Origin of the sequence: Sphingomonas sp. Xoc002, from assembly GCF_050408055.1 — a bacterium.
Taxonomy (GTDB): Bacteria; Pseudomonadota; Alphaproteobacteria; order Sphingomonadales; family Sphingomonadaceae; genus Sphingomonas; species Sphingomonas yabuuchiae.
Genome location: NZ_CP191175.1, coordinates 3,548,064 through 3,574,809, shown reverse-complemented (window position 1 = coordinate 3,574,809; position 26,746 = coordinate 3,548,064). Strand labels below are relative to the sequence as shown.

The following is a 26,746-nucleotide window of genomic DNA, read 5'->3' as shown; positions in this document are numbered from 1 at the left end:
GATCACGCCCGGCACCGGTCGATGAGCGCGGGCGCGATCCGGGTCAGCGTCAGCTGCCTGGTCACCGCGCCGATATCCTGCGCGACGCCGGGCATGCCATAGACGACGCAGCTGTCGCGATCCTGTCCGATGGTCATGCAGCCCTTGCCGCGCATGGCGAGCAGGCCGTCGGCCCCGTCACGGCCCATGCCGGTCAGGATGGCGCCCACCGCCTTGGCCCCGACCGTCCTGGCGACGCTGTGGAACAGCCGGTCGACCGAGGGACGATGGCCGCTGACCGGATCGTCGGGGATCAGGCGCGCGCGATACTGGCCGTCGACGCCGCCCACCTCCATGTGATGCGTGCCGCCGGGCGCCAGATAGACATGGCCCGCCACCAGCGGCTGGCCGTGACGCGCCTCGGTCACGGTCGGCTTGGACAGCCGGTCGAGCCGGGCGGCGAAGCTGGTCGTGAAGGTGGCGGGCATATGCTGGCAGATGACGGTCGGCGGGCAGTTGGCCGGAAAGCCGCTCAGCACCTGGATCAGCGCCTCGACGCCGCCGGTCGACGCGCCGATCGCGATCAGCGAGCCGGGGATCGGCTTGAAATCGGCCATCGGCGCGGGCGCGGCGGGCGCCATGTCGCGCACGCGGATCCGGCGGCTGCTGGCGGCGGCCTTCACGCTTTCGGCGATGCGCGGATCGATGCAGTTGGTCGCGGGCTTGGCGCAGCATTCGACCGCGCCCAGTTCCAGCGCGCGGATCGTGGTGTCCGCGCCCGCCTGGGTCAGCGTGGAGAGCATGACGACCGGCATCGGGCGCAGCCGCATCACGCGCTCGAGGAAGTCGAGGCCGTTCATGTCGGGCATCTCGACGTCCAGCGTGATGACATCGGGATCGAGCGCCTTGATCATCTCACGCGCCTGGTGCGGGCCGTTGGCGGCGCCGACCACTTCGATATCGGGGTCGCGACTCAGCATGCCCGCGATCAGCGCACGCATGGTGGGGGAGTCGTCGACAATCAGGGTACGTACGGCCATCAGGATACTTTCTGGAAAGCGGTGCGACCGATGCAGTGAAAGCGCGCCGATACTTCCGGCGGGATGCGCTCGGCATGACCAATATAAAGGGTGCCGCCGTCGACCAGCTGGTCGGCGAAGCGGGCGAGCAATTGGGCCTTGGTCGGGTCGTCGAAGTAGATCATGACGTTGCGGCAGAAGATCACATCGAAGGGCCGCCGCATCGGCCAGTTGCGAAGCAGGTTGAGTTCACGAAACGCAATCGGGTTGCGCAGCGCGGGGAGCAGTTCGTCCGTATCGCCGACGCGGCGACACCAGGTCGATCGCATCGCGGCGGGCATGGCGCGGGTGGTGTCCAGCGGATAGCGGCCCGCGCGCGCGGTCGCGATCACGCTGGGCGACAGGTCGGTCGCCAGCACGCGGAAATCCTGGGTCGCCAGCTTCTCGGCGGCGCGGACATCCTGGCCCGCGATCGTCATCATCAGCGAATAGGGTTCCTCGCCGCTGGAACAGGCGGCGGACCAGACCCGCACCCGCCCGCCGCTCGCCAGACGCTGCGAGAAGCCGGGCCAGAGCTGGTCGCGGAAATGTTCGAAATGATGATTTTCGCGGAAGAAGGAGGTGTGGTTGGTGGTCAGCGAGTCGACCGCGCGGGCCCGCTCGGCCGGATCGCTGGCGATCAGCGCAAGATAATCGGGAAAGTTGCTCAACCCGCAGGCGCGCAGGCGACGGGCCAGCCGCCCATAGATCAGCTTCGCCTTGCTCTCGGGCAGCAGGATGCCCGATTCGGCATAGATGATGTCGGCGATCGCGCGGTGGTCGGACGCCGAAAAGGCGAACTCCATCTCCCGCTGCGGTTCGCGCGACGCCAGGGCGGCCAGCGCGTTCACGCGGCCATGTCCTCGAGGAAGGCGCTCGGCCCGCGCCCGTCACGGCGCCAGCGGCCGATCAGCGCATCGACGTCGAGAATGAGCGCGACCCGGCCGTCGCCCAGGATGGTCGCACCGGCCAGCCCGTGGATGGCGCGGTAGTTCGCCTCCAGGCTCTTCACGACGACCTGACGCTGGTCCTGGATCGAGTCGACCATCAGCACCGCCTGGCCCTGGTCGCTTTCGACCACGATCAGCACCGCATTTTCGGGCTTGGCGATCGCGCCGGTCACGCCCAGCTGCTCGCCGACGCGGTGAACGGGGACATAGGTGCCGCGCACATCGAGCAGCGGCGACTGGCCGCCCACGACATGCACCTCGTCGATGCCCGGACGCAGGCTTTCGACGATATGGGTCAGCGGAATGACGAAGGTCTGGTCGCCGACGGTGACGATCATGCCGTCGAGCACGGCGAGCGTTAGCGGCAGGCTGAGCGAGAAGCTCGACCCCTTGCCCAGTTCGGACTGGATGCCGATGCGGCCGCCCAGCGCCTGGATGTTCTTGCGCACCACGTCCATGCCGACGCCGCGGCCCGAAATGTTGGAGACGACGGCGGCGGTCGAGAAGCCGGGGGCGAAGATCAGATTGTCGATCTCCTCCTCGGACAACTGCGCGTCGGGGGCGATGATGCCGCGCTCGATCGCCTTGGCCTTGACGCGCGCGCGGTCGATACCGCGCCCGTCATCGGCCACGGTAATGACGATCCGGCCCGACTGATGCGCGGCCGACAGGGTGACGACGCCCTCGCCGTCCTTGCCCGCCGCCTTGCGATCGGCGGGGGTTTCCAGGCCATGGTCGACGGCATTGCGGATCAGATGGGTCAGCGGCTCGCCGATGCGCTCGACCACGGTCTTGTCGACCTCGGTCATCTCGCCCTCGACTTCCAGGCGGACACGCTTGCCGGTCTCGACCTCCAGTTCGCGGATGATGCGCGGCACGCGGCTGAAGACGGTCTTCATCGGCTGCGCACGGATCGCCATCGTCGAATCCTGAAGCTCGCGCGTCAGGTGGTCGAGGTCGGACAGCTCGGGGATCGAACCCATCTCGTTTTCCGACAGGCGCTGCGCCAGCATCGCCTGGGTGATGACCAGCTCGCCGACCAGGTTGACCAGCCGGTCCAGCTTGTCGAGGTCGACCCGGATCGTCTGGGCAGCAGCGGCGGCGACACGCGGGCTGCTCGCCGCCTCGACCACCGACACGACGGGTGCGGGCGGCGCAGCGGGGGCCGGGGCGGGGGCCGCCACCGGAACAGGCGCGGCGATGACGGGCGCGGGCGTCGGTGCAGCGACCGGCGGCGACACGGGCGCAGGGGCCGCGACCGGCAACGGGATCACATCGGCCATCGGCTCGGCGATGGCCGGTTCGACCACAAGCTCGGGCTCGGCGAAGGCCATTGCGGGATCGGCGCGGGTAACGGTCAGGCGGCATTGCGGATCGGCAAAGTCGAAGACCGCGCGGATATCCTCCTCGTCCAGCGTGCCCGGCAGCGCCATGGTCACGCCGATATAGGCACGCTCGGCATCCAGCCCGTCGAGCTGCGGCAGTTCGGACAGGTCGGCCGCCAGCGTGCGGCCACCCATGCGCGACAATTCGCGCAGCGCCAGCATCGGCTCGGCGCCATGGTCGAAGGCGCGCGGGCCGGGATGCACCGAGACGATCCACTCGGCCGGGCCGGCGGGTTCGGCGGCGGGGGCCGGATCCTCGAGCATCGCGAACAGCGCGTCGAAATCGTCCAGCGCGGCGGCGGCGACATCGGAGGTCGGGGCGGCAAAAGCGATATCGGCGACGGGTTCCGGCTCGGCGACGGCAGCCACCGTGCCACCGATCTCGCCCTGGGCGGCGGCGGCCAGCCGATCGAGCATCGCCTGGTCGGCGGGCATGCCGCCCTCGCCGCGCGCGGCGGCGACATGGTCCGCCAGCGTATCGAACGCCGCGACGATCAGGTCGATCAGCGGCTCGCTCAGCGGCAGCGTGCCGTTGCGAATCAGGTCCAGCAGGGTCTCGTAATGGTGCGAGAAATGCTGGAGCCGCTCATGTCCGAAGGCGCCCGCGCCGCCCTTGATCGAGTGGACCGACCGGAAGACGGTGTTGATCGTCTCGTCATCGTGGCGGTCGCGCTTCAGGTCGGCAAAGGCGGTTTCGAGCGCGCCGAGACCTTCCTCGCATTCCTGGAAGAAAATCTGCTGAATCTCGTCGAGGTTCATCGGTCAGGCCTTTCAGGCGGCGGCGACGAGGCTGTCGAGCCCCGCCAGCGCGATCATCGAAGCCAGCGGCTCGGATGGGCTGTTCAGTTCGAAATCGGTCGGGATCGACGCCGCCATCGCCTGGGCGCTGGCCAGCACCTGGAGGCAGGCCTGGCCTGCCTGCGCCACCTGCGACCCGTCGAGCGTGATCGGGTCACCCGACGCGATCAGGTCGAGCAGCGCCTGGCGCAGCGGAACGGCGGCGGCGGTGTCGAGCACGGGGGCAAGGGACAGAGCGGTCACGGCGAGACTCCAGTCGCGGGTTTCGGGGGGCAGCATGGCGCGAAGGTCGTTAAGAAAGCGTGGGTTAACCGAATTTTACGCTTTGCCCCCGGCCGGCCCGCCTGCGCCATGCCGGGGGCGAGCCGATCAGAATTCGGTCCAGTCGTCGTCGCTGACCGCCAGAGCGGCATTCCCCATCGAGGCGGGCGGGGCCTGAATCGGCGCCGGAGCGGCGGCGGAACGCCCGCCTTGCGCGATCCGGCGGCTGGCGGCGGCCACGCGCTGCTGTAGCTGATGGACCGGCTGGACGGGGGCGGGGAAAGGGCCGGGCTGGTTCTCGATGCGGAAGCGCGAGATTTCGCGTGCCAGGCCATCGGCCTCGACTGCCAGCGAGCGTGCGGCGGCGGTGGCCTGTTCGACCATCGCGGCATTCTGCTGAGTCACGCCGTCCATCGCGGACACGGCGGTGTTGACCTCCTGAAGCCCGATCGCCTGCTTCTCGGCCGAGCTGGCGATGTTCTCGACCAGCGTGCTGATCTCGGCGATCTGGCCGATGATTCGCTCCAGCGCCTTGCCGGTCTCGCTGACCAGGCTGACGCCCGATTCGACCTGTTCGGAGCTGGCGAGGATTCGCGACTTTACATCCTTGGCGGCGTCGGCCGAACGCTGGGCCAGCGCCCGGACTTCGGAGGCGACGACCGCGAAGCCCTTGCCCGCGTCACCGGCACGCGCCGCCTCGACGCCCGCATTCAGGGCGAGCAGATTGGTCTGGAAGGCGATGCCGTCGATGACGCTGATGATCTCGGAGATCTCACTCGACGTGCGTTCGATTCCGGCCATGGCGTCGACCGCACGGCGGACGATCTCTCCCGACTGCTGCGCCTCGATCCGCGCATCGGCGACGGCGCGGTTGGCGCGATTGGCGCCCTCGGCGGTCCGGCGGACGGTCGAGGTGATCTCGTCCATCGCGGCGGCGGTTTCCTCCAGGCTGGCGGCCTGCTGTTCGGTGCGCTGCGACAGGTCGTCCGAGGCCTGGCGGATGTCGCTGGCCCCCGAATTGATGCCGTGGGTGGCGGCCGTGACGGCGCTCATGGCGCGGCCCATCGATTCCATCGCGCGGTTGAAGTCGACGCGCAGCTTGTCATATTCGGGCGGGAAGGGGGTGGGAATGGTCTCGGTCAGGTTGCCGTCGGCCAGTTCGCCCAGGCCCTTGCCGAGCAGGTTGACGACGATCTTCTGCGCCTCGCCCGCCTTCTTCACCTCGGCGGCGTTGCGGCGGAAGACGTGCATCGCACGGGCCATCCGGCCGACACAGTCACGATACCCGTCATAGGCAATCTCGTGATGGACGTCGCCTGCGGCCAGCTGCTCCATGATCACGACGCTGCCGACATAAGGGTCGCAGATCAGCTTGCGCGCGACCCGCATCGCCACCAGCGACAGGATCAGCGCCACGGCGGCGGCGACGACCGGCAGCGACAGCGAAAAGCCGCCCTGCGCGACGATCGTCGCCATCAGTCCGACCGTGGCGAGCATTCCGTAAAGACCCGTCAACACGTCGAATTTGAGACGAATCGGTGCCGTCTTGGCAAACCAGGACAACATAGCGGCGTAACCTCCAAAAACCTTGAGCGAGCGAACGCACTCGCTGGTCGCAACGGAGGATCGAGACGGTCACCAAAGCCTCCGGCGTCTGTCCATAATGGGCAGAAACGGTAAACATCCCGTTTCAGCCGCGTCACGACACCGGAGGAATTTCAATAGATTATTGATCTGGATTAATGCTCGGGGCCATGCCATGGGCCGACAATATCTCGATCCAATAGCCGTCCGGATCGGTGATGAACGCGATATCCTTCATCTTGCCGTCCTGGGGCCGCTTCTTGAACGTCACGCCCAGGGACTCGAACCGCTCGCAGGCGGCGGCAACATCGTCGACGCTGATCCCGATATGGCCAAAGCCGCGCGGATCGCCGTTGCCGTCGTGATAGCCCTTGAAGTCGGGGTCCGACTCGGTGCCCCAATTATGGGTGAGTTCGAGCGTCGTCTCCCGGTTGAAGATGAACCGGGCGCGCTCGGCGGGGTCCTGCGGGATCGTCTCGCCTTCGCCCAGATAGGCGAGGAAATAGAGCGAGAAGCGCATCTCCTCGAAGTCCAGCTTCTGGAGCAGGGTCATGCCCAGCACGTCCTGGTAGAAGGCGAGCGACGGCTCGGGATCGCGGATGCGCAGCATCGTCTGGTTGAGCGCGAAGCTCTCGGTTCCGGCGGGGCGGGTCGTCATCATGGGGTCCTTGGAAAACGGCAAGGCCCTCCGCCGCTGGGGACGAAGGGCCTCGGAGTGCGCGAAGCGCGACGGCTCAGGCGAGCGTCAGGCCGACATCCACATTGCCCCGGGTCGCGTTGGAATAGGGGCAGACCTCATGCGCGGCATGCATCAGCTTCTCGCCCTCGGCACGGTCGACGCCGGGCAGGTTCACCAGCAGGTCGACGGTGATGCCATAGCCGCCTTCCTCACGCGGGCCGAAGCCGACCTCGGCGGTGACGGTCGCATCCTGCGGAACCTTCACGCCTTCCTTGCCCGACACCGCCTTCATCGCGCCCAGGAAACAGGCCGAATAGCCCGCCGCGAACAGCTTTTCCGGGTTGGCGCCTTCGCCACCGGGGCCGCCCATTTCCTTCGGCACGACCAGCTTGACGTCGACCGAGCCGTCTTCCGACCGCGCCGCGCCGTCGCGACCACCGGTAGCCGTCGCCTTGGTCTTGTAGATCACATTCACGCCCATGTTGCTCTCCTGTAGGTCATCGGGTCAAGAATCGGTTCGATGGCGTCAGCGCGTCAAGGCCCGGTGCGTTCCATCGCGATCCGATTACCGCGCCGTCGCCTGAATGGCACCCGCCGACCAGCCGCCGCCCATCGCCTGATACAGGGTAATATAGGCAGTGAGCTGATTGGCCTGGGCCTCGGCCAGCGCGAGTTCGGCGTTCAGCAGACCGCGCTGCGCATCCAGTTGTTCGAGATAGGAGGAATAGCCCGCGCGGTAGCGGTTGGAGGCGATGCGAAGCGCATCCGCCTGGGCCGCGCGCTGCCCGGCGAGCGCCACCGCCTGTTCGCCCGAGCGGCGGACCGAGGCGAGGCTGTCGTCCACCTCGCGAAACGCGGTCAGCGCGGTGCGGCGATAGGCAAAGGCGGCCTGGTCCCGCCGTGCCGCGCTGGCATCGGCCTGCGCCCGCAACCGCCCGGCGTCGAAGATCGGGGCCAGCACGCTGCCGCCGATCGAGAAGATGGTGATCGGATTCTTGAGCGCGCTGGACAGCACCACGCCCGCCGAGCCGGTCAGCCCCAGGCTGGGCAGCATCGCCGCGCGCGCACTGTCGAGCGAGCGGTCGGCGGCGACCAGCGCCTGTTCGGCCTGGAACAGGTCGGGGCGGCGGCGCAGCAGGTCGGACGGCAATCCATCGGGGATGGCGGGGCGGACCAGCCGATCGATCGGCAGCCCACGCGGGATCGCGCCGGGCGCGCCGCCGATCAGGACGCTCAGGGCATTCTCCTGCCGCGTGACGGCCAGCCGGGCGGCGGCGACCAGCTGCTCGGTCGCGCGATACTCGCCCTCCGCCTGTCGTAGTTCCAGGTTGGAGGTATAGCCCGTCGTCGCCCGCCGCCGCGCGATGCGCAGCGCGTCGGCCCGTGCCGCCAGCGTTTCCTCGGCAATGTGCAGCCGGTGGTCGAGCGCGCGCAGCGTAACGTACCCGCTCGCCACCCCGGCGGCGAGCGCCAGGCGCACGGTATCCCGCGCCGCCTCGGTCGCCAGCAGCTGCGCCCGTGCGGCGGCACGGGCATTGCGCAGCCGGCCGAACAGGTCGAAATCGTAACTCGCCTGGATCACAGGCTGCGACCCGAACTGGTCGAGCCCGGTGCCGAAGGCGGTGACGGTGCGCCCCTCGGTCAGCGGCAGGCCCGCCGTGACGTTCGGTGACAGCTGCGCGCGGGCCAGTCGTTCCTGGGCGCGCGCTTCCTCGATCCGTGCCGCCGCGCTGCCCAGATCGGGGCTGTCGGCCAGCGCGCGGGTGACGAGCGCAGTCAGTTGCGGATCGCCGAACGCCTGCCACCAATCGGCCGCGATCGGGCTGCCCGGCCCCAGCGTGGTGCGCCAGGCGGGCGGCGGCACCACGGCGCTGGCCGTCGGGGCGGTGGGACGCGGCCCGATACATCCGGCGAGCAGCAGCGCCGCCGCGATGGGGAGAGCGGCGTGCCTCATCGCACCTGCGGCCCGCCCGCCGTGTCGACGCTCGCCTGCACCGACATGCCGGGGCGCAGGCGCGCGGCCAGGGGCTGGCCCGGATCGACGCGGATCCGCACCGCGATACGCTGCGGCACCTTGGTGAAGTTGCCGGTGGCGTTGTCGGACTTCAGCACTGCGAATTCGGACCCGGCGGCGGGCGAGATCCGCTCGACATGACCCTTCAGCCGGGCATTGCTCAGGCCGTCGACGGTGAAGCTGGCGGGCTGTCCTACCGCCATGCGCGCGGTCTGCGCTTCCTTAAAATTGGCGATGACCCAGGTTTCGGGCGGCACCAGGAACATCAGCTGCGAGCCCGCCGTCACATATTGGCCCAGCCGCACGCCGACTTCGGACAGGCGGCCATCCTCGGGCGCGCGGACGACGGTGTTGGCGAGGTCGATCTGTGCCAGCCGCCGTGCGGCTTCCGCGCCCGACACGCCCGCCTGCTGCCCGCCGCGTCCGACCTGGACGGTGCGGACATCCTGCTGGGCGATCTCCCGCGCCGCCTTGGCCTGACGAAGTTGCGCCTGGGCCTGGCGGAGCGCAGCGAGCGTCTGGTCGCGTTCGCGCAAGGATACCGAGCCGTCGGTGACCAGGTCGTTGACCCGCGCCATATCGGCCTGGGCGCGCATCAGCTGCGCCTCGGCATTGGCGACGGCGGCGTCCTGGGCTGCGAGGCTGGCGGTACGCGACGCCTGGGCCTGGCGGCTGTTGGCGAGCGTGGCGGCCTGCGCCTCCACCTGTGCGGTCGCCTGGTCGACGCGCTGTCGATAGATGCGGTCGTCGATCCGCACCAGCGGTTGACCGGCGCGTACCGTCTCGAAATCCTTGACTAGCACCGCGGTGACGTAACCGCTGACCTGCGGTGCGATCACCGTCGTCCGGCCGCGCACATAGGCGTTGTCGGTCGACTGGCGATCGCTGGAAAAGGGCGGCAGCCGCCACGCCGCCAGCACCGCCGCGATACCGCCGATGACCAGCAGCGCGATCAGCGCGCGCGACCGCCATCCGCCCGAGGGCGGTCGCCAGCCCGACGCGGGCGCGGGCGGCGGCACGGGGGTGGGTGTCGGTGGCGGCACCCCCGCTTCGGCGGCGGCCTGCTCGGTCATCGGGGTGGGGGAGACGGGCGATCGTGTGTCGGTCATGACTGCACCTTGGCCGCCGCACGGGCGCGGCGCGCACGCCGCCAGGTCAGCAGCGCGAGGAAAAGGGTAACGGCGGCCGCCAGTGCGGCGACCAGTCGGAAGACGTCGTTATAGGCCCGGATATTCGCCTCGCGCGTGGCGGCCTGCGACAGGAGCGCGGCGCCCTCCGCCCGGGCGAGCGCGGGGTCGCCGACCACACCCGACACCCGCGCGCCGCCCGCCGCGATACGCTGCGTCACCTGCGGGTCGGTGGGATCGATATTCTGGACGATGGCGGCGCTGTGCGCCTTTTCGCGGACCACCTGATAGGTGCCGAGCAGGGCGGTGCCGCCCAGACTGCCGACCGAATTGAGCATCCCGAACAGTGCGATGAAGCTGATGACATGTCCGGCCCCCTGTTGCAGCGCGCGGGTCATGCCGAACAATAGCGACGGGCCGAGGAAGAAGGTGGTCGAAAAGGCGATCACCGCCTGGGTCGCGTACAGCTCGGGCGCGCGGGTCAGGTTGGTCGAGAAGCTGTCAGCATAGGCGGCGATGGCGACCAGCCCGATCGCATACATGATCGGGTGGGTCAGCTTGGTCGGGTTCAGCGTCACCGCGCTCATGACGACACCCGCGACCGAGGCGATGAAGGCGATGGTGAACAGCGTGCCGAACTGGTCGTTATTCTGGCCCAGCGCGGTCAACAGGCCGACCGCGCCGAAATTCTGTTCTGAAAACACGATACGCGCCATCAGCGTGACGATGGCGAAGCGCACGATGTCGATCGAGCCCAGCCAGCGTGTGTTGAGCAGCGGATTGGCCCGGTGATGCTCGATCCACAGGGCGAGCGCCAGGAGCGGGATGGCGATCACCAGCGCCCAGCCGATCCACGCGGCCTGCGTCCACCAGACCAGCCGCCCCTGGCCCAGCACGGCGCAGAACAGGCCGATGGCGGGCGCGTAAAGCACGAAGGTCAGGAAATCGAGCGGCTCGAACGCCTTGAGTTTCTGAGTCGGCGGCAGGCGCAGCGCGATGATCGAGGCGAGGCTGATCGCCGCCAGCCCGAATTCGAACAGATACAGCGTGCGCCACTGCGACATGGCGAGCAGTTCGGGCGAGAACAGCCGCGCCAGCGGTGTCGCGCATTGCGGCACGCCGATGCCCAGCACGATTGCCTTCAGCCGCCACTTCGCCGGGAGCGCCTGCATCATGTAATAGAGGCCCAGCGACGACAGCGCCGCCGCCGCCATGCCGCTGGCCCCGCGCACCGCGATGGCGGTGGCGAAATCGCGCACGAACAGATGGGCAAAGGCGAGGATCGTATAGAGGCCCGAGAACAGCAGCGCGAACGGGCGCAGGCCGAATTGCTGGCGGAACTTGATCAGCAGCAGGTTGATCGACGCGTTGGTCATCACATAGGCGATGGGCAGCCACGCGATTTCGGTCGGGTCGAGCCCCAGCGCACCCTGGAGCTGGATGGTATTCACCTGGACCAGCGCATTGCCCAGCCCGCCGGTCAGGCCGATCAGGACCGCGATCACGCCATATGCGATGCGCCGCCGGTTGGGATGATCGAAATTGCCGGGCGAGCCGGGAATGGTCGGCCGCTCATGGGGAGCGAAGGACCATTCCTCCTCGCTCCAGAATTGCCGAAACCGCGATGCCATCCCCGTCCTTTCGTCCCGTCGCGCTGAACGCGCAACCCGCCGACTCGGGTGCGTCCGGGAAAGCGCACCGTCATCGGCCCGAAAGAATGGGGGATTTTGAAGGTGTTGCCGGGCCGTTTGACGCCGATGGTTTGGCGGGCGGCCGTCCGCCTTCACGCCCCGGTCTGGCTTATTGGCCGTCCAGCATCGCCCTGATCCGTGCCGCCAGGTCGGCAAAGTCGAACGGCTTGGTGATCAGCGCCACCCCGGCGTCCAGCCGTCCGCCATGGACGATCACGTCGCGGGCATAGCCGGTGGTGAACAGCACCTTCAGCTCGGGATGCAGCGACCGCGCGGCCGAGGCCAGGTCGGCCCCCGTCATCCCGCCGGGCAGCACGACGTCGGAAAACAGCAGCGCGATCCGCGACGCGTCGGGCGCATCGAGCAGGGCGAGCGCCGAGGCCCCGTCCTCCGCCTCGATCACGTCATAGCCCAGTTCGCGCAGCGCCTCGGTCGAATAGCTGCGGACATCGGCATCGTCCTCGACCACCAGGATCGTCTCCGACCCGCGAACGGGATGCGCGGCGACCTGGGGCAGGTCCAGCGGTGCGGTCACCTCGCCCTGGAAGCGCGGCAGGAACAGGGTGACGCAGGTGCCCTCGCCGGGGCGCGACTCGATCTGCACCTGCCCGCCAGACTGTTTGGCAAAGCCATAGACCATCGACAGGCCCAGGCCGGTGCCCTTGCCGACCTCCTTGGTGGTGAAGAACGGTTCGAACACGCGGCCCAGCGTCGCGCGGTCCATGCCGGTGCCGGTGTCGCTGACGTCGATGGCGACATAATCGCCCGGATCGGTGGGATAGGGCACCGGCCCCGCCGCCATCGTCGCCAGCCCGTCCAGCGTGGCGTTGCGCATCGTGATCGACAGGGTGCCGCCATGCGGCATCGCGTCGCGCGCATTGACCGCCAGGTTCAGGATCGCGCTTTCCAACTGGTTGGGATCGGCCTCCGTGACCCACAGATCGGGCGCGGATTCGACCGACAGGCGCACCTGCTCGCCCAGTGTCCGGGTCAGCAGGTCGGACAGGCCGTCGACCAGCCGCCGTGCATCGACCGATTGCGGCGCCAGCGGTTGCCGCCGCGAAAAGGCGAGCAGTCGCTGGGTCAGCGTGGCGGCCCGCCGCGCGCCCGTCATCGCATTGGTCGCGGACCGTCTGGCGCGCGGATGCTCGCCCTCCGGCAGGAACCGGTCGAGCATCTCCAGATTGCCGACCACGACCTGGAGCAGGTTGTTGAAGTCGTGCGCGATGCCGCCGGTCAGCTGGCCGACCGCCTCCATCTTCTGGCTCTGGCGCAGCTGCGCCTCCATGTCGTGCAGCCGTTCCTGCTGCGCCAGCCGTTCCGAGACATCGGTCGCGAACTGATAGGCGCCGATCGGCGTCCCCTCGGCCGAGACCAGCGGGCTGAAGCGCAGCTCGTAATGGTGCCGCGTGCCCGTCAGGTCGTCGAGCGCCTGGATGACCGAAAACTCCTCGCCCGCCAGCGCGCGCGTCCAGTAATCGCGCATCACCGTCAGGATCTCGGGCCGGTCGGCCATCGCCTCGGCCTTGTGCTGGCCGATCTGCGGGCGGGTGCCGAAGATGCGCTCGAAATCCTCGGCGGCGGCGCGGTTGATCGCCAGATACCGATGGTCGAAGCCCAGCACCTGGACCAGCGTGCCGGTGGAATCGATGATGTCGGCGAACAGCTTGCGCTCGGCCAGCGCCTCCATCACCCGGCGCTCCAGCACCGCGTTGACGTCGCGCAGCGTCGCCTCGGCCCGGCGGCGCTCGTCGATATCCACGACCGTTCCGATCATGCCCAGAAAGGCGCCGTCATCGTCGAAGCGCGGCACGGCGGACGCCATCACCCAGTGATAGCCGCCCTGCGCCTGCGCCAGCCGATATTCGATCTGGAAGGCGCGCGGTTCACCCATGGCCTCGCGGAATGCCCGCTCCGCCGGTTGGCGGTCGTCGGGATGGAGCATCTCGGCCCAGCCGAAATGCAGGCCCTGCGCGACGTCCTGCCCGGTCTGCACCTGCCAGGCACTGTTGATATAGGTACAATGGCCGTCGGTGTCGGTGACCCAGATGACGATCGGCGCATGGTCGGCGACGTTGCGGAACCGCGCCTCGCTCTCGCGCGCGGCGGACAGTGCGATCTCGCGGTCCTGTCGGTCGCGCATCCGGGCGCTGCTGTCGATCACGGTCGCCAGAATTCCCGCCGGGCGGCCGCTTTCGTCGGCGATGGGGGTATAGTCCAGGTCCAGCCAATGCTGCTCGGACATGCCCTTGCGATCGAGCATCATCGCCTGGTCGCGATAGGCCAGCGTGCGGCCCGCCATCCCCTCGGCGATGACTTGGGCGTTGAACGCCGCCGCTTCGGGCCACACCCCGACCAGGGGCGTGCCCAGCATCGCCGGGTGCCGGTCGCCGGAAAATTCGGCATAGCCCGCATTGTAGATCAGGATACCCTCGGGGCCCCAGATAGTGGCGATCGGGATCGAGGAGGCGAGCGCGATGGCGATCGCCGTCAACCGGCTCTGCGGCCAGGTGGCGATCGGCCCCAGCGGCGTCGCGGCCCAGTCATGCCCCGCGATCAGCCGACCCATCTCGCCGCTGCGCGCCAGAACAGCGGCAAAACCGGCGGGTATATCGGCAGGGTCGTGGGCAGTCGCGATCATCCTCGGTCCGTCCCCCTCGAAACCTGGCATGTCTGCCGCTGTAGCGTTGCTTTGGCGGCAGGAATAGAGGGGGTGGGCGGTATCTTGCTCTGGATGGATGTAAATGTTCCCGGCCTGCCCTTGGTCTTGCCGCAACCTCCCCGACATTATGACGAACGGTCGTCACGGCGACGACATTTTGGCCGGGCACCCGAGCCGATCGCAGGACGCACTTTGTCACGGAGCCGATAGGCAATTGTGATGTTGGACTGCTAAAGGTCGGACAAAGACAAAGGAGAGACAGGCATGAGCGCTCATGTTCACCCCGTTCCCGAATGGGCCGATAGCGCGTCCATGGATGCGGAACGCTACGCCCGGGCCTATGAGGCGGCGAAGACCGATCCCGACGGCTATTGGCGCCAACAGGCCGAGCGGCTGAACTGGATCACGCCCTTCACCAGCGTGAAGGACACCAGCTTCGACGAGGCGGATTTCCGCATCAACTGGTTCGCCGACGGCCAGCTGAACGTCGCGGCCAACTGCATCGACCGGCATCTCGAAACCCGCGCCGATCAGGTCGCCATCCTGTGGGAAGGCGATGCCCCCGGCACCGATCGCCGCATCACCTATCGCGAGCTGCACGAGCAGGTCTGTCGCCTCGCCAATGCGCTGAAGGGGCTGGGCGTCGCCAAGGGCGACCGCGTCACCATCTATCTGCCGATGATCCCCGAGGCCGCCTTTGCGATGCTGGCCTGTGCGCGGATCGGCGCGATCCATTCGATCGTATTCGGAGGTTTCTCGCCCGAAAGCCTCGCCAACCGTATCGTCGATTGCGATTCGCGCATCGTGATCACGGCGGACGGCGGCTGTCGCGGGGGCAAGGCGGTGCCCTTGAAGGCCAATGTCGATGCCGCGCTGGAGCATGACGGCGTGACCGTCGATCATGTCGTCGTCGTCCGCCACAGCGGCGTGGACGTGACCATGAAGGACGGTCGCGACCAATGGTATGGCGATCTGGTCGACGCGGCCGCCACCGACTGCGCGCCCGTGGCCGTGGGGGCGGAGGACCCGCTATTCATCCTCTATACCAGCGGCTCGACCGGCAAGCCCAAGGGCGTGTTGCACACCAGCGGCGGCTATCTGCTCTGGGCGTCCTACACCCACAGCCACGTGTTCGATTACCGCGAGGGCGAAATCTTCTGGTGCGCCGCCGATGTGGGCTGGGTCACGGGGCACAGCTATGTCGTCTATGGTGCGCTCGCCAACGGCGCGACGACGCTGATGTATGAGGGCGTGCCCAACTATCCCGATTTCAGCCGCTTCTGGCAGATCGTCGACAAGTATAAGGTCGCGACCTTCTATGCCGCGCCGACCGCGCTGCGCGCGCTGATGCGCGAGGGCGACGAATGGGTGAAGAAGACCGATCGTTCGTCGCTGCGCGTGCTGGGCTCGGTCGGCGAGCCGATCAACCCGGAAGCCTGGGAATGGTATCACAAGGTGGTGGGCGAAGGGCGCTGCCCGATCGTCGACACCTGGTGGCAGACCGAGACCGGCGGCCACATGATCGCGCCGATCCCCGGCGCGGTGGCACTCAAGCCCGGCTCGGCCACCCTGCCGCTGCCCGGCGTGCTGCCGCAGATCGTCGATGCCGAGGGCAAGGTGCTGGACGGCGCGGTGGAGGGCAATCTCGTCATCGCCGACAGCTGGCCGGGACAGATGCGCACCGTCTGGGGCGATCACGACCGCTTCTTCCAGACCTATTTCACCACCTATCCGGGGAAATATTTCACCGGCGACGGATGCCGCCGCGACGAGGACGGCTATTACTGGATCACCGGCCGGGTCGACGACGTCATCAACGTCTCCGGCCACCGCATGGGCACCGCCGAGGTCGAATCTGCGCTGGTCGCCCATGCCAAGGTCGCCGAGGCGGCGGTGGTGGGCATGCCGCATGACGTGAAGGGGCAGGGCATCTATGCCTTCGTCACGCTGAACTCGGGCGTCGAGGAAGACGAGGCGCTGCGCGCCGAACTGGTCCAGTGGGTCCGCCGCGAGATCGGACCGATCGCCACGCCCGACGCACTGCAATTCGCCCCCGGACTCCCGAAGACCCGCTCGGGCAAGATCATGCGCCGCATCCTGCGCAAGATCGCCGAGAATCAGGTCGATGCGCTGGGGGACACCTCCACGCTGGCCGATCCGGCGGTGGTGGATCACCTGGTCGCCAACCGGATCGAACCGGGCATGAAAGCGGCGTGATGTGGGGCGGGGCTGCTGGTTATCCAGCAGTCCCGCAATTCCCCTGGCCTCCGACTTCGCTCAGGCTGAACGGAGCGAGGGAATAAGGCCTCTCATACAGACCTCCGTTCAGCCTGAGCCCTTCGGCTGGCTGGCAAGCCAGCCGCTCAGGCTAAACTTCGGAGCATAGCGCCGAAGTCGAAGGCCACGCCCCGACGCCAACCTCAGGGCGTCTTCCGAACCGGCGGTAGGGCCGCACAGATATCCACACCCCCCGCGGGCACGGTGAAGAAGTCGTTCTTCCGATTCTCGTGCCCCTTGATCCACGCGGCGAAGCGTGGCGACACGGTTTCGCGATACTGGAAATGCGGCCGCTCGGCGGCGGGGATATCGCTCGCCAGTCGCGCCGAGACGATTCCCAGCCGCTGCCCCTCCTCCTTGTAGAAGCCCAGATCCCCCGTCCCGCGCGGCAGGGTGGAGAGCGCATCCATCCCGTCGACCACCCGGCCGACCACCGCGATGTTGCGGTCCAGCCCGCGCGGCGAGTGGCCGATGATCGTGTAGAGCTCGGCCCCCGACCCCGTGCTGGGCGCCAGATCGCGCGCGACGCCGACCATGCCATAGCAATGCGGCACCCATTCGCTGGTCGCATCCCCCGCCAGCGGCCAGCCGTCACGGCTATAGCCCGCCCAGGTGGCATAGGGATCGGGCCTGCTCAGCCGCGCCACCGCGCTGTTGCCGGAGCGGACATATTCGGCCGGTGGATTGGCGACGATGCCGGTCGGCAACGGCTTCTTTTCGGTCGCGTCACCCCATTGCGCGACGTAATTCTCCTGCACGCGGTACACGCCCGTCCCTGCGTCCCACCAATGCGCCCGCGCCAGCGCCCGGATATTGGCGACATGGACCGGCGCCTGGGCAGGCGCCAGCCGCAGCGTCACCGTCCGTCCATTGGCCAGGGTGAAGACCAGCAACTCGTCATCGGGCACGGCGATCCAGTCGCCGGGCAGCGGATCGCCCGCCTGCGCGGCAGGGGCAAGGGCGGGGGCGGGGGAGGGCGAAGCCTGCGCCAGAAGCGCGGCGAGCAGAAGCGCGATCGTCATCGCGGGACAGACTGCCCCAGCCGACCGATACACGCAATCGCTTGCGCGCCGCGATGAAGCGCATTAGGGCCGCGTCTTCCAGGCATGGACTCATGCGGAGCGGTGGCCGAGTGGTCGAAGGCGCTCGCCTGGAAAGTGAGTATACGGCAAAACCGTATCGAGGGTTCGAATCCCTCCCGCTCCGCCAAATCCCTAAAAATATCCACGCTTCTCAAATAGTTAGCGCATTACTGGCTATGCCGACCAACATACTGACCAACAAGGTCAGCGGATTGGAGAGGGTTGCGAATTGCATCGCGGACTGCTCTGATGCTGGAAAGAGGATCGTTGCATCATCGTGTCGCTATCATTGCTTCTTCGGGCGCTTGACCAATCGCCCACTCGCGCCTTCCGCACCTTGGATAGAGGCGCAATATATTTCGGCACCGACGTAGGGCTACGAAGGGAAGAAAATCAGGACCGGGTTGCCGTTGCTCGCTGGCACCGCACCGCAGGAACTGACGAAGGCCTAACGACTGCTATCATCGTAAGCGATGGTATGGGAGGCCTTCAAGACGGCGCGCTATGTGCTGCTTCAACGGTCGCCCATTTCATAGCATCTTTGCTGGTTACGCGGTCAACCTCAATGATGCACGAAATTGAGCTAGCCGTACGGGAGGCAAACGAAGCAGTTTATCAGAAGTATCGTGGTAAGGGTGGAGCAACCTTGTCGGCGGTGGTGGTGTCGTCTGACGGCTCGGCTATTGGCGTAAACGTTGGCGACAGCCGGATATACGCGTCAATCAAAACGCAACCTGAATTTAAAGTGGCGCGACTGACGGTTGATGACACGATGAAGGAAGCGTTTGGGAGTGAGGGGAATGGGCTCCTTCAATTCATAGGCGTTGGCGGTGGTATCAGGCCCCATATATTTGATATAGACAGTCAATCTTTGATTGCGCTGACTACAGATGGCGCCCATTTTGTAGATCAAAAAATATTTTCGGAGATAATTGGCCGATCGCCTGATCCGAAAGCCATTGTCGAAAGAGCAATAGCGTTGTCTAGGTGGCTTGGTGCGCCTGATAACAGTTCGGTCGCAGCGGTTGATCTTAGAGCATTGGCAAAATCGCATACTGACAACTTGCGTGATTGTGTGGAGTTATGGAGTGGTGGTCGCGATGGGCCGATATACTTTGCCAATGTCGATGCATCGCGTAGGCGAGCCCCCGCTTCGGAGCCGGTGGAAAAGCAACAAGTAGGGCTAGAAAAGGCATCGGCTGCTGACGTTCGTCAGGTAAAAGCTGATAAGTCTCCTACAAAAACAAGGCGTCGTAAGAAGCCCGTTAAATCGGAAGATGTTGGCGAGCAGTTAACTATCGACGTAGAAGTGACAAAGGACGGGGGTGCTGATGCTGATCGCTAATCGTTATGAGCCTACAGGAGCGATGGCTTGGGGTGGAATGGCAGAGGTCCACACCTGCGAAGATAAGCACCTCAAGCGGCATGTCGTTCTCAAACGAGTTAAAAAGGCCAAGGATTTCAGTAGGCTTGAGGATGAACTAAAATCGTTGCTTAAGGTCCGTTCGCCTCACGTCGTTGAACTACTCGATATCGTGCAATATGACTACATGGGTAATGCTGAGAAAGGTCTTATCTTAGAATATATTGACGGAAAGGATTTGTCAGAGGGTTCTTTCGTGTATGGGTTGAATTACTTAAAGACGCTTTGGCAGATTGCGTCCGGTATTTCGGATATTCACGAACGCAATATTATTCATAGAGATATTAAGCCTGCTAACGTTAGGCGCGATAGCAACGATGTTTTGAAGATAATCGACTTTGGCTTGTCTAGAGAAAAAGATATAGACGATAAGACCAAGTCAATTATCGGGTCATACGGATACATGGCACCTGAGTTATTGGGAAGCGGCGAAATTAATATTGCAAAAGCCGCTGATGTATATGCTTTTGGCGTAACTGCTCTATCTCTGATATTGCCTGTTGCTAAGCACGATGGGCCTTTTTCACAAAAATTTGTGGATAAAGTGATTGCCGGGGCGGATGAGGATTTGCGGCAATTAATATTCGCCTCCGTCTCTGTGAATCCTTCCAGTCGGCCAGACATTTCTAAGGTCCGGGATTTATTATTAAAGAAACTACTAAAGAATCGTAGGCGTGGTTGGATCAATGTAAATGGGAAGATTACGGAGGTAAATGCCAGCTCCAATACGGGCACAATAAGATCGGGAAACTCTGAAATTAAAGTCGAATATGATGGCTATGATTTCATAGTTAAAAATGTTTCAGGCAGCGTAACAGTGAACAACAGCGCGGTTTCTGCCGGGCTAAAGCTTGAATCTTCTTGTCTTATAACATTTGGCATGGTGGGGGGATCGCGAGGGTTTGTGACTTTTGATGTATCCAGCCCGGAGGTATCGGTATGAGCAAAGTGCAAAAGCTACAGGGTCGATATGTCATCATTGAAAAGATCGGCGATGGTGGTATGCAGTCTGTCTTTAAGGCTCACGATACACTGGTTGATCGAGAAGTGGCTCTAAAGACTCCCCTCCCCGGGCAAGTGGCAAAAAAGTTCGTTAATAGTGCGGTTATTGCAGCACGTGTAAACAACCCATACGTTGCAAAGACCTATGACTACTTCGAGCATGACGATAAACCATACCTGATTGAAGAATTGGTTGATGGGTGTAATTTAGAAGACATTTTCCCAGAAGGCACATTTGTTGACCCAAATACGGGTGCCCATATAATGCTTGCACTTGCCAAAGGTATTGCGGCTTCGCACAAGGCAGGTGTCGTTCATAGGGATTTGAAGCCGAGCAACATAGTCTGTGAACGTGGCTCTTTGTTGAACAAGGTGAAAATCACTGACTTTGGTATTGCTACCTTAGCGGATGAAATATTTGCGCAAGAGGCGCTGTCGGGCGATCTCACGAAATCGACATCCGGTACAGTTAAGGGCGCAATGCCGTACATGTCTCCCGAAATGTTGTTTCGACAGCCGGGGGACCATCCCGGGAAGCCTAGTGACATATGGTCACTAGGATCGATGATGTTTAAGATTCTTACCGGAATTTATCCTTTTGGCGTGAATATGATGGTTCCGGTTAATATCAGCAACGGTACACGAGCTGATTGGCCAGATGGCATGGTAGCAAAGGTACAATTTGCTGCCTTGGTAAGAGAGCTACAAGCGATCATCGACCGATGTACGGCTAAGGATCCGACGCATCGGCCAACTGCAGATGATATTGTTAAGGAGTGCGAAAACCTTTGTTTTTGCTCTTCAAATAGGCATGGGAAAATTAGCTCGGTCAGCGGGAATACGGGTAGAATCCGAACGGCGAGCGGTACGACTGCTTTTTTCCATATAGACAGTTTTTACGGTGATACGCCCCCGTTGGTGGGTGATCGTGTATTGTTTGCTACGTTTCCAGGTACGCCATATCCCCGCGCGCATCCTATCGGTCGCTTACCGGCGAATGCCTAAGCAACTGAGCGCTAGGATGTAAGACCGAAGCGTTCAGCAGATTCCCGGAAACGCGGAAGACGTTCACTATGTGTCTGTACGTTCATCGGGGAAGCTCAGTCAGTTTGTTTGCTCCAAAACGATCGTATTTGAACGCTCGCTGGAAGGGCGCTCGCAAATTACGGTTGCGGCCATGCCGATCGCCACTTTTAGCGAACCTCAATTTCGTTACTGCGTAGTCGCTTGGGGCGGGCTCGACAGGAGTATGATGCGTGAGTGAAGCCGAGAACGATGGAGGAATTATATACGTCCTGACGAATGACGCGATGCCGCACATGGTCAAAATTGGGCGCACGTCGGGCGAAGGGGTGGACCGTCGCGTTGCAGAACTTAGTCGCGCAACCGGCGTTCCCTTACCGTTTAAGGTTGCGGTCGCGCGATCAGTACACGACGCACGTGTCGTCGAGCGCGCCTTACACATCGCTTTTGGACCAGACCGCGTGAACCCGTCGCGGGAGTTTTTCAGCATCGCCCCTGAACGTGCGGTAGCGATAATAAATGCGTTCCCCGGCGTGGAACTCACTCCGCAGACGGAAAGCGCTGTAGAGCGCGCGGTTGAAGCGTCTGAGCCGGGTACGCTGGCGGCCGCGCGTGAATTCGAGCGCAAGCGTCGTCCCCCGCTTAATTTTGTGGAAATGGGGGTGCCGATCGGGTCGACTCTTGTCCACCTAGCCACAAGAGAGACGGTCGAGGTCGTTGAGCCTAAAAAGGTTCTATTCCGGGGATCGGTTGTCTCACTCACTCGGGCGCAACAGGAAGTGACGGCAGCGGACTACGCGGTTCAGCCTGGACGGCACTGGACATTCCAGGGGGTGACTATCTCGGCACTTTACGAAACGACGTATCCATTTGACCAACATGAAGCTTGACCATGAGTGGTTCGGGGTAGGTCTAATAGGGTAAACCCTAGCGGGACAATCGAACGAGACAAACGAATCGTCTCAATAGGGTTGACTCCGGTATGTTGAGACATCAGGATTGGAATGTCTAAGAGGCAATTGGGACATTCCACTATGTCGACCATCATCGGTTACGCCCGTGTTTCGACCGACGATCAGGATTGTGAAATCCAAGAGGCAGCGTTGCGTGCCGCTGGGTGTTCGATCATTCGTTCGGAGAAGCGGACGGGCACGACCGTAGAGGGGCGTGTCGAGTTAGACACGGTTCTGTCGTTCATCCGCACTGGCGATACGCTCATGGTCACCCGGATTGACCGCTTGGCTAGATCGGTAGCGGATTTGGAGAAGATCGTTGCCGTTCTGAAAGAGCGTGGGGCGTTCCTCCGGGCAACGGAACAGCCAATCGATACCTCCACCCCTGCTGGCGTTGCCTTTCTTCAAATGCTTGGCGTATTCGCACAATTCGAAACGGCAATCCGTAAGGAACGCCAAGCCGAAGGTATCGCGAAGGCTAAAGCCGCTGGCGTCTACAAGGGGCGCAAACCTTCGGTTGATATCGCTGCAATCAACTCCCTCCGTGCCGAGGGTATTGGCGCTACCGAAATTGCAAAGCGGTTGGGTATCGGTCGTGCCAGCGTTTATCGGGCCTTTGCCGATGATGCCTATTGCCGAAGCGTGGCAGGTCGAACCCGTTTGAGGGGGCAACTGATAGATGCGCTGGTTGCTGCCGAGGAAGATTGAAGCGTGGCGGGGGAGGGGGCGGTGTCTCCCGTACCGCTATTCAGCAGACGGCATAGTAGCTGCTAGACACCCGTAGCGACTGCGCATACGAAGCATGTGTCAGTCCGATCTTGATCGTGAGGATTGGCCCGCAATCGGCGGTGAACACAGGCACTCGACCAGACAGGTCGGGCGGCCTGCCGAATATAACACCGAAAGGGAATACGCAGGGCGCGGTTCCCTGTGTTCCCGCGCGATCAACCGTCCCGACTGTCGGGCCGGAGCGGTCGAACGTGGGATAAACATATGCGGAAGTCCGTCGTGGCTATCGTAGCTGCGTGCCTGTCAGTGCCTGGCACGGCACAAATCACTAATTCTGGCGACAATCCTAGCCTTAACCAGTTTTTCGACCGTGCCAATCAGTGTCTTTCCGATTTCGACATGAAGGCAAAGGCGAAGAAACTGTCCGTAGATAGCTATAAGGCCGCGGTTGATGGCGCTTGCGTTGACAAGATCAAAACCCTCCGAGCCCTGTACGTGCTTAGCATGGAGAGAAATCCTAATCAGGATTATCATGTCGAACGGTTCGATGCCAATGTGAAGGATACAAAGGCAAAGATGGTGTCTGACTACGCCATGCGCTGATACGTTTTTGGGGGACGGGCTATGCGTGTCTTGGGTGTTATCATGTGGCTTGGAGGGGCATTGCTGGTCGCCTATGCCACATTTGTATTTGATACCTCCGTATCGGGAGGAATGTTCGGGGGCAGGGTCGTCAACCTAGCCTTACAACAGCAGCAAATGACGATGGTTGTATGCGGTGCTGCGCTTTTTCTGTCCGGTGTAGTACTTCACGCTTTCGATGTGGTCCGCACGGGGCAAGGTGACCAATCGGGTACGGATCGGCGGTCCGTATGGCAGGCTTATCGTGACGAAATAAGCCGTATCGATGCTCAGGCTAGCGAAGATGGGCAGCGGAAGCAGTGATGCCCATATGAGCTACGGACGATGGGGGCAGGAACGATCCTGCCCCTTTCTATATCAATCACCCGAACCGCCTAGATGCGCTTGGGCAGCAGCCTTAGCATCCGAAATCGACTTACCCTTACGAACGGGCTTAGCACCGGCCTTACTAGCTTGCTCTGCCTTCGGGCTTTGACCGGGCTTACGACCAAGACCAATCTTCTTCGCCATCGCTCGACGGCTTTCCGAATAGGTTTCGGAGACCATCGGATAATCAGGCTTAAGGCCATAGCGATCCCGGTATTCTTCCGGGGTCAGGCCATTGGTGGCAAGGTGACGGCGTAGCGTCTTGTAGGGCTTGCCGTCGATCATCGAGATAATGTGATCCTTGGACGCCAACGATTTCCGAATCGATACAGCCGGGGTGTATTCGGTAGGAGCCGTTTGTTCGGTGGCTTGGGTGTCGCCGCCGCCTAGCAATGCTGAAACCGTTTCGTGCATCTTGCCAAGGAAGGCGGGAACCTCATTGGCAGGGGTCCGGGTGTTGGGGTTGCCCAACCACGCCACGGTTAATTCGGTCGCTAATTCAACGGCATTCACGTTTACGGCTTCGTCCGCCATGGTCGCTCCTTTGCTATGACCCTGTAATCATATTGGTAGCGGAAGGTTGCGGTCACGTTGATTTCGGACGTTCCGCCCATCAGCAGGCGGACGATCGGCACCGCTAACCCATTGCGAATCGTTCACTCTTTGTTCTACGTTGGTTAGAGCAAAGGAGGTTCGGCCATGCACCACGATATGCAGCTAAGGGCGGCGGCAGAGGCAATTTATAATGAGGTCTATCCCTCGGACGATTGGAGTCCATTGCCGTTCGAGGATGCCGAACGATACGGCACGATCCACTATCGACAGGCGGTAGGGGCAGCACAGCGGGCAAGGGCGGTATTGTCCGATGCCGGGGTGCAGTTGCAGCTAACCGCCGTCCTGTAAGCCGATGTGCTGAACGACGAAGAATACGATCATCTAAACCGGAAGCTGCGGAACCTAGAGCATTGCGCCCTTCATCGGCGAACGATTGAGGTTACGTGTTTGCGGTGTAGCCGGGTTAAGCGGTTCGATGCCGTTGCCCTGTGGTGGCTCTTTCAGAGGCGGCATTGGGATGATGGCCTAACGGATGCCGCCAAGCGCTTTCGATGCTCTAGCTGCCCTAAAACGGCAAATAGAGGGGCAATACGCTGGCGGATAACCCGTGATCGTCCAGACGATGACCAGCCGCCCTATCCTGATGATATAACATGGAAGCGGTTGGTATCACGTTATAGGTCGTAGCCAATCTGCCGCTTGCGTGTTTATGTTAAAGCGACCTAACCATGACGGATAATACTCTATCGCTTAATTCCTTGAATCTAAAAGCATCCGTCGTAGTGATTGGTTGGTTATGAGCGGCGGCATTTCGAAGTGACCGAAGCTCGTCAACCGTAACAAGAGTTTGGATATTTATTAAGCCGTGTGACTTAAGCGCTTTCATCATTTCGGCGACATTTCTGGATTTGGAGGTGTCGACGTTATAATCTATAGCAAGGTCGTTTATTGCCTTCTCCACCTTGCCCCACGTTTCGATGATGGCAGCGTTGGGTGACAGCGCTACGAGTTGTTCGAAACGCTCATCGGTCAGGCCATCGGCAGGATTGGCAGGCGGTGCATCAGGTTCAGCTGGGATCGTCTCAGCAGTCTTTTCTACCTTGTCCAATTTATGGGCAAAATCAACTGCTTTGTCGCCCCAAGTTAGCTTCGTGATTTTGTTCAGCAAAGCGGAAATCTGCGCTCGAAAGAGAATGGCAATGACGATGGCGGCAAGGGGCCATGCCAACGACGAAATAGCAGCAGAAGTAAATTCTAAACCGCTCATGCCATCATCTGCCTTTTCAAGCTTCCCAACGACAAGCTGTATCACCTGGGGGGTGGTAGCATTAGCGGTGGATGGCGCTTTTGCGGTTAATGAGGAGGTCGCTGGTCGCGACATTATGGCCTGCTGCTTTACCATCGTACGAAAGATACATGACAACAGCTGTAGAGGAAGAGAAAATCTTTGCCTCGTCTGACCACCGGCTATGAAGGTGATCCGGCTGCCCATGTGGTTGGAGCCATCCACCCCAAGGCCATGCCCGTCATCCTGCATGATGATGACTACGAGCGCTGGCTAACCGCTCCTATTGAGGATGCCTTCGGGCTAGCCGCGCCTTTCCCATCGCAGCTTATGGCGTCATCAGGATTAATGGGGGGGGGGTATGTCTGGGCCAGTTTGTGAATAGTTGGTACGGCTCTGTGTTCAGCCGACTGTTAGAAAAACTAGGTCCTCACAGTAACCCGGTTAAAACCCCAGCCAATAAACCTGGTACTAAGGGTTTGAGGCGTTCCACTGCCGTGGTACGACCCGATTAGGCGGAATGCTCGCCCATCCTGCCTACTCAACAGAAGTCCATATTTAGATAAATTTAAGGCAGAGCTGCTTCCTTAAATTTACTAGTGTTTAATCATGTTAAGGCATAGAGATAAGTTAACATTGGTTTCTGTTTCCTGACATTGCAAAATAAATTGAATTTTGGTACGATTATTATGCGAGACGACGATTGCCAGCGGCTAGAACGTCTATAAACCATCTAAGCTATAGTGCCTTCCATGTGGGCCGGATCACATGGGTATCATACATCGATAGCAATCTTGCTTGGCGAAGGCCCAAAAGCCGATATGCAGCAGACCTACATGGACCGATGCCTGCCACCGTATATCCTTGGAGCGGTGCCAAGTTGATTTCTTTGGGGAACTTTTAGGCCGTAAGGCTGACCTCCGACCCGCCGGCTGGACAGAGATAGTCCGATGGAACAACCTAACGTAAAAATGGGCTGATATATGCTCCTAGTGGCTTCACTAGGTATCACGCGGTGTGGCTCCCGCCCTATCCTTTCAAGGGAATAGGCAATAAGTAGTTAGGCTATATTAGGAATCGTTAAAAGTATCTTGGGTGTAAGAATCCGTGTAAAATATCAGTAAATAATAGATATGATTATTATTCAATATCTTTACTGGTATCACCCTTAACGGAGGGGGAGGTGTGTCTGGCGCAATTTAAGGGGGCGCAATCCATATA

The 26,746-nt window shown here is 62.5% G+C and carries 23 protein-coding genes and 1 tRNA gene; 10 read left to right on the top strand and 14 right to left on the bottom strand.

What is annotated here, in order from left to right; translation table 11 throughout:
- Positions 1-2: 2 nt before the first annotated feature.
- The 11 genes from ACQR50_RS16350 to ACQR50_RS16300 form a co-directional block, all read right to left on the bottom strand.
- Complete coding sequence (locus ACQR50_RS16350; RefSeq protein ID WP_428969119.1) at positions 3-1,019, bottom strand: protein-glutamate methylesterase/protein-glutamine glutaminase; 1,017 nt, start codon at positions 1,017-1,019, stop codon at positions 3-5.
- Complete coding sequence (locus ACQR50_RS16345; protein ID WP_172839597.1) at positions 1,019-1,888, bottom strand: CheR family methyltransferase; 870 nt, start codon at positions 1,886-1,888, stop codon at positions 1,019-1,021. The genes ACQR50_RS16350 and ACQR50_RS16345 overlap by 1 nt, the downstream gene beginning before the upstream one ends.
- Positions 1,885-4,131, bottom strand: a complete 2,247-nt coding sequence (locus ACQR50_RS16340; RefSeq protein WP_428969118.1) for a chemotaxis protein CheA — start codon at positions 4,129-4,131, stop codon at positions 1,885-1,887. Before ACQR50_RS16340 ends, ACQR50_RS16345 begins: the two co-directional genes overlap by 4 nt.
- Positions 4,132-4,143: 12 nt before the next feature.
- Positions 4,144-4,449: an STAS domain-containing protein gene (locus ACQR50_RS16335; protein WP_056435631.1), complete on the bottom strand. Its 306-nt coding sequence runs from the start codon at positions 4,447-4,449 to the stop codon at positions 4,144-4,146.
- A 90-nt stretch (positions 4,450-4,539) separates the two neighbouring features.
- Positions 4,540-5,997: a methyl-accepting chemotaxis protein gene (locus ACQR50_RS16330; RefSeq protein ID WP_428969117.1), complete on the bottom strand. Its 1,458-nt coding sequence runs from the start codon at positions 5,995-5,997 to the stop codon at positions 4,540-4,542.
- A gap of 160 nt (positions 5,998-6,157) precedes the next feature.
- Entirely contained in the window at positions 6,158-6,673 is a 516-nt protein-coding gene (gene gloA / locus ACQR50_RS16325) for a lactoylglutathione lyase (protein ID WP_428969116.1), read from the bottom strand.
- 76 nt (positions 6,674-6,749) lie between these two features.
- Positions 6,750-7,175: an organic hydroperoxide resistance protein gene (locus ACQR50_RS16320; RefSeq protein WP_428969115.1), complete on the bottom strand. Its 426-nt coding sequence runs from the start codon at positions 7,173-7,175 to the stop codon at positions 6,750-6,752.
- Between the two features lie 84 nt (positions 7,176-7,259).
- Positions 7,260-8,648, bottom strand: a complete 1,389-nt coding sequence (locus tag ACQR50_RS16315; RefSeq protein WP_428969114.1) for an efflux transporter outer membrane subunit — start codon at positions 8,646-8,648, stop codon at positions 7,260-7,262.
- The gene (locus tag ACQR50_RS16310; protein ID WP_428969113.1) at positions 8,645-9,817 is read right to left on the bottom strand and encodes an HlyD family secretion protein; all 1,173 of its coding nucleotides are present in this window, start codon (positions 9,815-9,817) and stop codon (positions 8,645-8,647) included. Before ACQR50_RS16310 ends, ACQR50_RS16315 begins: the two co-directional genes overlap by 4 nt.
- Entirely contained in the window at positions 9,814-11,466 is a 1,653-nt protein-coding gene (locus tag ACQR50_RS16305) for an MFS transporter (RefSeq protein ID WP_428969112.1), read from the bottom strand. The genes ACQR50_RS16310 and ACQR50_RS16305 overlap by 4 nt, the downstream gene beginning before the upstream one ends.
- 169 nt (positions 11,467-11,635) lie before the next feature.
- On the bottom strand, positions 11,636-14,167 hold the full coding sequence (locus ACQR50_RS16300; protein ID WP_428969111.1) for a PAS domain-containing protein: 2,532 nt from the start codon (positions 14,165-14,167) through the stop codon (positions 11,636-11,638).
- Between the two features lie 285 nt (positions 14,168-14,452).
- On the opposite strand from ACQR50_RS16300, the gene acs reads away from it, so the two are divergent.
- Entirely contained in the window at positions 14,453-16,405 is a 1,953-nt protein-coding gene (gene acs, locus ACQR50_RS16295) for an acetate--CoA ligase (protein ID WP_428969110.1), read from the top strand.
- 203 nt (positions 16,406-16,608) lie between these two features.
- On the opposite strand, the gene ACQR50_RS16290 is transcribed toward acs, so the two are convergent.
- Entirely contained in the window at positions 16,609-17,487 is an 879-nt protein-coding gene (locus ACQR50_RS16290) for a peptidylprolyl isomerase (RefSeq protein ID WP_428969109.1), read from the bottom strand.
- A gap of 96 nt (positions 17,488-17,583) precedes the next feature.
- On the opposite strand from ACQR50_RS16290, the gene ACQR50_RS16285 reads away from it, so the two are divergent.
- The 7 genes from ACQR50_RS16285 (at position 17,584) to ACQR50_RS16255 (ending at position 23,280) form a co-directional block, all read left to right on the top strand.
- Positions 17,584-17,674 (top strand) — tRNA-Ser (locus tag ACQR50_RS16285).
- 438 nt (positions 17,675-18,112) lie between these two features.
- Positions 18,113-18,892, top strand: a complete 780-nt coding sequence (locus ACQR50_RS16280) for a PP2C family protein-serine/threonine phosphatase (protein ID WP_428969108.1) — start codon at positions 18,113-18,115, stop codon at positions 18,890-18,892.
- Positions 18,879-19,913 carry a serine/threonine protein kinase gene (locus ACQR50_RS16275; RefSeq protein WP_428970727.1) on the top strand — a complete coding sequence of 345 codons (1,035 nt, stop codon included), beginning with the start codon at positions 18,879-18,881 and terminating at the stop codon, positions 19,911-19,913. The genes ACQR50_RS16280 and ACQR50_RS16275 overlap by 14 nt, the downstream gene beginning before the upstream one ends.
- Positions 19,910-20,977: a serine/threonine-protein kinase gene (locus ACQR50_RS16270; RefSeq protein WP_428969107.1), complete on the top strand. Its 1,068-nt coding sequence runs from the start codon at positions 19,910-19,912 to the stop codon at positions 20,975-20,977. The genes ACQR50_RS16275 and ACQR50_RS16270 overlap by 4 nt, the downstream gene beginning before the upstream one ends.
- 251 nt (positions 20,978-21,228) lie before the next feature.
- Positions 21,229-21,885 (top strand): GIY-YIG nuclease family protein, encoded by a 657-nt coding sequence (locus ACQR50_RS16265; protein WP_428969106.1) that lies wholly within the window; start codon positions 21,229-21,231, stop codon positions 21,883-21,885.
- A 144-nt stretch (positions 21,886-22,029) separates the two neighbouring features.
- The gene (locus tag ACQR50_RS16260; protein ID WP_428969105.1) at positions 22,030-22,656 is read left to right on the top strand and encodes a recombinase family protein; all 627 of its coding nucleotides are present in this window, start codon (positions 22,030-22,032) and stop codon (positions 22,654-22,656) included.
- A gap of 285 nt (positions 22,657-22,941) precedes the next feature.
- Complete coding sequence (locus tag ACQR50_RS16255) at positions 22,942-23,280, top strand: hypothetical protein (RefSeq protein ID WP_428969104.1); 339 nt, start codon at positions 22,942-22,944, stop codon at positions 23,278-23,280.
- A gap of 396 nt (positions 23,281-23,676) precedes the next feature.
- Here the strand turns inward: ACQR50_RS16255 and ACQR50_RS16250 are convergent, their stop codons facing one another.
- A complete protein-coding gene (locus ACQR50_RS16250) occupies positions 23,677-24,219 on the bottom strand; it encodes a MucR family transcriptional regulator (protein ID WP_428969103.1) in 543 nt (180 codons plus the stop codon).
- A 165-nt stretch (positions 24,220-24,384) separates the two neighbouring features.
- Here ACQR50_RS16250 and ACQR50_RS16245 point away from each other — a divergent pair, with 165 nt between their 5' ends.
- Positions 24,385-24,588, top strand: a complete 204-nt coding sequence (locus tag ACQR50_RS16245) for a hypothetical protein (protein WP_428969102.1) — start codon at positions 24,385-24,387, stop codon at positions 24,586-24,588.
- Between the two features lie 364 nt (positions 24,589-24,952).
- On the opposite strand, the gene ACQR50_RS16240 is transcribed toward ACQR50_RS16245, so the two are convergent.
- A complete protein-coding gene (locus ACQR50_RS16240) occupies positions 24,953-25,552 on the bottom strand; it encodes a hypothetical protein (protein WP_428969101.1) in 600 nt (199 codons plus the stop codon).
- A gap of 135 nt (positions 25,553-25,687) precedes the next feature.
- Between ACQR50_RS16240 and ACQR50_RS16235 the strand changes: the two genes are divergently transcribed.
- Positions 25,688-25,906: a hypothetical protein gene (locus tag ACQR50_RS16235; RefSeq protein ID WP_428969100.1), complete on the top strand. Its 219-nt coding sequence runs from the start codon at positions 25,688-25,690 to the stop codon at positions 25,904-25,906.
- Positions 25,907-26,746 lie beyond the last annotated feature (840 nt).